Raw genomic sequence first — 5,608 nt, forward strand, 5'->3', positions numbered from 1 at the left:
GTCCGCTGAATCGGATCGTGCCTTCGGCGTCACCTCCCACCGGCTTGGCCATCCCATCCAGCACCTGGCTCACGAAGCGGGGCAGGACAGGCAGCTGGGGCCGGTCAAGCATCTTGATGAAGGGCACGGCGGCGATGAACAGACCCAGGGGGGGCTCGATCAACCCGACCGCGGTAGCAGCGGCCAAGGCACCGAAGAACCCCGCCGATCTGGGCCAGTCGATCTCGATCGGACCGACACGACTCACCAGTACCTTGTCCTCTTGAGCCATCTCAAGACTCCTGTGAGCATCGGTCTGTGTTCAGAAAGTATTCCCACACAGTTCATTTCTGAAGCCTGCCTCCCTCCCAAACCAGGTGCGCACGAGGAGGCCGAGGCTCCAGCAGCGGTACTCGGTCGTTACGCCAGTACTACGCGTCCACCTCGTCGGGTGCACCGAGAACTCCCGCCCCGCCGTTGCCGTGGTCCTGCTGCTGGCGAAGGATGGTCGATACCGCTGCATTGGTCGCCGTAGCCGCCACTGCTGAGACTCCAGCGGTCGCCCACCCAACTGGCCCGAGCGGCGTGCAGCCGAAGAACTGGCTCAGGATTGGGGTCTGCACAACACCCACGAGGATGGCGGCAGAGCCGATTCCAGCCGCTGCCACGAGCGGATCGAAGCCTCCGCTCCAGAGTGTCTGGCCGAGCTGGGTGCCGACCAAGGCCGCAAGAGCGATGGTGCTCGCTCGCTGCCGTCGTCCGCTCATCCGGGCCACGACCCATGCCCCACCAGCGCCGGCGGCCGTCGTGGCCGCCCGAACGGCGATGGCCCTGTCGAGGGATGCGGCGAGCGATGCCTCCGGTCCCTCGCGCACCAGGTCCTGTCGCGACACGCTTTTCGGTGGACGCACGGCGATGGCGAGCGCAGGAGCGACGTCGGTGAGCAGGTTCACCAGGAGCAGCTGGCGCGCAGAGAGCGGGGACTGGCCGGTGACGAGCCCGCCGCCGATCACGAAGGTCATCTCCCCGAGGTTGCCTCCGAGCAGAATCGACAGCGCCTCTCGCACCGACGCCCACATCCCGCGGCCTTCGATGATGGCTTCGACGATCGTCTCGACCTTGTTGTTGGTCACCACCACATCGGCGGCTTGGCGCGCCGCCGGGGTGGCCCGCTTGCCGACGGCCACCCCGGCGTCAGCCAGGCGGATGGCGGGAGCGTCGTTGGCCCCGTCCCCGGTCATCGCCACGGCTCGTCCGCCCTGTTGGAAGGCCCGCACGATCCGGACCTTGTCCAGAGGGGTCACCCGGGCGAAGACCGATACGTCGCTCGCCGCCTCAGCCAGGGCGGCGTCGTTCAGCTCCTGTAACTCGGACCCGGACAGGATGCGACGCCCGTCGAGGACCCCGAGCTCGGCGGCGATGCCCTCCGCGGTGCTCGGGTGGTCGCCGGTGACCATGACCACCTCGACCCCCGCATCGCGCAAACCCGCAACGGCCGCGGCCGCCGTCTTGCGCACCGGATCGGCGAGGAGGATGAAGCCCACCAAGTCGAGGTCCTTGATGTCGTCCTCGTCCAGTTGCCGGCGGTCCGGCCGCTCCGCCTCGGCCACGGCCAGGACCCTGAGCCCGCGCCGCGCCAAGCGGGAGACCTCTTCGTCGAGATGCCGGCGGGCGCTGGCATCGAGCCTGCTCCTCTCACCGGAGACCGTCCACCGGGCACATCGGGGCAGGACGATCTCGGGGGCACCCTTGACGCTCAGGAAGGTCCGTCCCTCCGACACCCCGAGGACGGCGTGATAGCCCCGCGCCGGCTCGAAAGGCAGCTCGTCAGCCCGCTGCCAGCCGGGATGGCATTCGTCTGTGCTGATGCCGACCTGGCTGGCTCCGTCGACGACGGCGGCGTCGGTGGGATGGGGAAGGACGTCGTCCGAGCGAGACGGCGGGCTCGCCCGCAGGGCGACAGCCAGGACGTCCCGATATGGCCGAGACATGCTCTCCTCGCCGACCACGTGCTCGCTGCGACCGTCGGAGATCGCCACGAGGCGGATCTTGCCCTTGGTGAGCGTGCCCGTCTTGTCGACGCACAACACGTTCACCCGCCCGAGGGCCTCGATCGCTCTCGGGTTGCGAACCAGGGCGCCGCGCTGGGACAGTCGGCGGGCGGCAGCCAACTGGGCCATCGTGGTCAACAACGGGAGGCCCTCGGGAACGGCGGCCACCGCCAGGCTCACTCCCGTTCCCACCGCGTTCCTCATCCCTCGGCCCCGCAGCAGTCCAGTGGCGACCACGGCCCCCCCACCAAGGCCAGATGCGGGCAGCGCCCACCTGGTGAGCTGGTGCAACCGGGCCTCCACGCCCGTGGCGGGCCGAGACGACCCGGCCGCCCGCTCCGTCCGTCCGATCTCGGTGTTCTCGCCGATGGCCACCACCACGGCCAAGGCTTTGCCGGCGGCGACGTAGGAACCCTGGTAGAGCATCGAGGACCGTTCTGCCACCGCCGGTGAGTAGGAGGCCTCGGCGGATTTGGGCACCAGCACCGACTCGCCGGTCAAGCTGGACTCGTCCACCTCCAGGTACTCGGCCTCGAGGATCCGACAGTCAGCCGGTACTGCGTCGCCGGCTTCGAGGACGACAACGTCGCCATCGACGACCTCGTCGACGTCGACGGGAGCGGGCCTACCGTCTCGGATCACGTTGACTGATTGTTCGGTCTTCTCCAGGAGGGCGGCGATCGACCGCTCGGCCTGGTAGCGCTGGGCTCCGCCGAGGAGGGAATTGAATCCGCTCACCGCGGCCACCATGATCGCGTCGGCCACCGAGCCCACCGCGGCGGAGGCCGCCGCCCCGGCACCGAGGATGGGGGTCAAAGGGTTGGCCAACTCTTCTCGTAGCGCGCGCCAGAACGAAGGGGCCGGCACCTCTGGCTCCGACCGTCGCTCCACGGCCTCGTCGCTCGAAAGGCCGTCGCGACTCGTGTGCAGCACCTCCAGGACCTCGGAGGCGTGCATCTGGTGCCAAGGCGGGGGTAGCTGGGCGGATGGTGATTGATCGGACTTGCCCGCCAGGCGCCGTGCCGAGCGGGCGCTCATCACGAGCGAGCCAAGCGCAGCGAGGTTCACCGGGGTGATGGCCCTGGCCCCGGCGCGCCCGGGCATGCCCATGACGGCGACGAGACCTCCCAGGGTCGAACCGGCTATCGACAGCGCGACGCTCTGACGGGCGACCGCTCGGGCCGACCCGGCGGCTCGGAGCACGAAGCTGGCGTCGGCCAGCCCGGTCGAGGAGATGAGGTGCCCACTTGCCGCCACGCCGGCGCCGGAATGAACCTCGATACCGCAGTCGGCGCTGGCCAGAGCCCGGTCGGACTTGGACACGAGCACCACGCCGCAACCGTCTTCCTGCAGCATGCGGATGGACTCGCCCAGCTGGCTCCCGCCCGCCACCGACATATCGGCGCCGAGCTCCTCGACGAGCTCAGCGCGCCCGCCGGCGATGGCCACCATGTGCCCGGCCTCTCTGGCCGCACCGACCAGGACCCCCGCCTCCTCGTCGAGCTGTTCGGCCACGGTGACGACCGCCCGTGTCCTGCCCTCGAAGCTCAGGGCCAGTGTCGACCCGGGCTGACTGGCGCTCGCATCGATCGACCCCTTGAGGACGCTGTCCCCCGCCTCGCTCGGGTTGACCGGAGCCAGGGTCCAACCTCGGGTCCGGCGAGTGCGGAACGGGTCGCGGGGATCAAAGAGGTCGACGAGGTTGCGACGAACCCACCCTTCGTCCTCACCGTGCACGACGGTGACCGGTCCGAGGCCGAAGCTGTCGGTGAGCACCAGCTCTTCTTCGATGACCACACAGTCGACTTGCTCCAGTCGACGCAGCACGGCGGGATCGAGGACGATCACACCGCGGCGGGCCAGAGCCTTGCCCACCTCGGCGGCGAAGACCTGCTGGCCCATGCGGCCGGCCTTGGGGGCGCCCGCCCCGAGCATGGTCAGCGCCGTGCGTGGATCTCGGGTCAGCCCGAGGGTCAGGCCGGCGGCTCCGACAGACGCGAGCGTGGCCCGGTCGGCGTAGGTATCGAGCCGGCCATTGCGCAGGGGCACTGGCCGAGCAGCGTCGGACCGGGTGGGAGGCGTCGGGCCGGGCTGGCTCCACAGCTCGGCCTCACGTGACTCCCACGTCTGACGGCGAACCCGGGCCTCGCCGAGAAGAACCTGGCGATAGGCAAGGTCGACCACCAGTCCGATCGGGCCCTGGGCCAGTCCCTGGGCCACGGCGTTGGTAACCGCCAGGCCGAGGTCCGTGGCGGGACCCCCCACCCGGGATTCGAGAAGGTGGCGGAGCCGCGGCTGGGTGTCGAGCAGGGTGACCAGCGACGCCAACTCGACCGGAAACGGTGTCGAGCGAAGGATGGCACCGAAGGCACTCAGGCTGAGTCCGGCGGCGTCGGCCACCACCGCACAGAGCGCTCGCCGGATGGGCTCGACGTCGCCTGGGTACTCCGGGCGGTTCAGCGGGAACGGCACATCCGCCACGCCCTCGGCCGCCTCGGTAGCTTCGATCACCCCGAGCAGGACCTCGACGCTGGCACGCTGGGGGTCGAAGGCGACAACCACCCGGCCCGTCACCGGATTGACCTGGGCCCATTGGACGCCCGGGGTTGCCTCCAGGGCGTCTTCTACCCGCTTGACCAACAGGTCGTCGTCCGGGTCGCCAAGGCCACGAAGCTCGATGTGGGCACGTCCGTCACGCCCCCAGATCCGTCTACGGCGGCGACCCTGTTGGGGAGCCAGCAACCTGGCGACGTCGACCGCACCGGCAGCCACAGTGCCGACGGCCCCCACGGGCGCCCTCAGCAGCACCGGCCAACTGTTCATCTCCATGTCACCGCCTGACACCTGCCCAGCCTCGAGCACGTCAAAACTCTGCCGCCCTCAGGAGGTCGCAACCTCGATCTCCCACATAGCGCACTTGGGAGAACCGCGGCGCCTCGAGGTAACCGCCAAGGCCCGTTCACGGGAACGTGCTGAGGTTCACCCTTGCGGTCGCGGGGGTAGGAGCCCAGCGCGAGGAAAGGCAGAAATGCAGGGAGGAGGCAGTGGCAGATGGCAACCGAGAACCAGCGTCAAACGGCACGTCGGAACGTGAAGAAGGCCCAAGCCGGTGCTCGAAAGAACAGAACCATCACCAAGCTTCCCAGCAAGACCCGCAGTGCCCTTGGTCGCGAAGGGGCGAAGGCGGCGGCGCGCAAGCGCGGGGCGTCGAAGGGCACGGGAACCGGCGCCGGCGCCATGACCGTTACCGAGCTACGGCGTGAGGCGGCGCGGCTCGATATCGACGGCCGCTCCAGGATGGGCAAAGCCCAACTCATTCGTGCGGTTGGTCAGAAGAGGCGATCCCGCTGAATTGATGTGTGTATCGCCGCCTCGAATCGTCATGTGAGGGCGCGCGGTTTTCGGGGTAGAAGAAGAACAGTTGGTCGTTCCGACCATAACGGAGTTCTTCTTCGTGGGCCTTCGGGCCTGGGCTGGAGAATGGCCGCACCCTGCGCAAGCGGGCCGACATGGGCCCCTACGCAACCCAAAGAGAGGTGAGTATTTCATGGACGCGAGCAACAAGGGCAAAGACGTCA

At 68.9% G+C, this 5,608-nt stretch carries 3 protein-coding genes; 1 reads left to right on the forward strand and 2 read right to left on the reverse strand.

Annotated elements, in window-relative coordinates:
* Together VH112_13195 and VH112_13200 are read right to left on the reverse strand one after the other, a co-directional pair.
* The coding region (locus VH112_13195) for a hypothetical protein (GenBank protein HEX4541190.1) at positions 1–271 on the reverse strand (271 nt) is incomplete at its 3' end.
* A gap of 139 nt (positions 272–410) precedes the next feature.
* Positions 411–4,874 carry an HAD-IC family P-type ATPase gene (locus tag VH112_13200; GenBank protein HEX4541191.1) on the reverse strand — a complete coding sequence of 1,488 codons (4,464 nt, stop codon included), beginning with the start codon at positions 4,872–4,874 and terminating at the stop codon, positions 411–413.
* Positions 4,875–5,081: 207 nt separating this feature from the next.
* Between VH112_13200 and VH112_13205 the strand changes: the two genes are divergently transcribed.
* The gene (locus VH112_13205) at positions 5,082–5,381 is read left to right on the forward strand and encodes a hypothetical protein (protein HEX4541192.1); all 300 of its coding nucleotides are present in this window, start codon (positions 5,082–5,084) and stop codon (positions 5,379–5,381) included.
* Positions 5,382–5,608: the final 227 nt, after the last annotated feature.

Source organism: Acidimicrobiales bacterium, from assembly GCA_036270875.1.
Taxonomy (GTDB): Bacteria; Actinomycetota; Acidimicrobiia; order Acidimicrobiales; family AC-9; genus AC-9.